1 protein-coding gene is annotated in these 940 nt (G+C 47.6%); it reads left to right on the forward strand.

Features of this window, described 5'->3' with window-relative positions:
- Positions 1-940: formate--tetrahydrofolate ligase (locus R7O13_RS24950; protein WP_318304954.1), on the forward strand; the 940-nt coding region annotated here is incomplete at both ends.

The following is a 940-nucleotide window of genomic DNA, read 5'->3' on the forward strand; positions in this document are numbered from 1 at the left end:
GGGGCCTGTCTTTGGCATCAAAGGTGGTGCCGCAGGTGGCGGATATTCCCAAGTTGCGCCAATGGAAGAGCTCAATTTGCATTTGACGGGTGATATTCACGCCGTTACGGCTGCACACAACTTAGCGTCTGCAGCTTTAGATGCGCGCTTATTCCACGAGCAGCGCGAAGGATATGACGCCTTTGAAGCTCGAACTGGTTTAAAAGCATTAAAAATTGACGTTGAAAGCATTACTTGGAAACGCGTGATGGACCACAACGACCGTGCACTTCGCATGGTCAAAATTGGTTTGAACGAACATGGCAAAACCATTAACGGATTTGAGCGTAACGAAGGGTTTGATATTTCAGCCGCATCCGAGTTGATGGCCATTATTGCGTTGGCAAAAAATCTTAAAGACTTACGTCAGCGCATTGGCAAAATTGTTGTTGCTTATGATCTCGACGGTCAGCCTATCACCACAGAAGATTTACAAGTAGCAGGTGCGATGGCCGTAACGTTGAAAGAAGCCATTGCACCAACATTGATGCAAACGCTTGAAGGTGTCCCTACTCTGATCCACGCAGGCCCTTTTGCTAACATTGCGCATGGCAATTCTTCTATTATCGCTGATGAGATTGCGTTAAAACTTTCGCGTTACACGGTAACTGAAGCAGGGTTTGGCTCTGACATGGGATTTGAGAAAGCCTGTAATATTAAAGCAGCGGCTGCCAACAAAGCGCCTGACTGTGTGGTGATTGTTGCGACGTTAAGAGGCCTTAAAGCGAACTCCGGCCACTACGACTTGCGCCCTGGCATGGCAATTCCAGATTCGATTTTCTCACCTGACCAAGCGGCATTGGTAGCCGGGTTTGAAAACTTAAAGTGGCACATCAAGAACGTCCATAAATATGGAATCCCAGCCGTTGTTGCGATTAACCAGTTCCCTCAAGATTGCGAA

Source organism: Vibrio sp. Y176 (genome assembly GCF_033438945.1).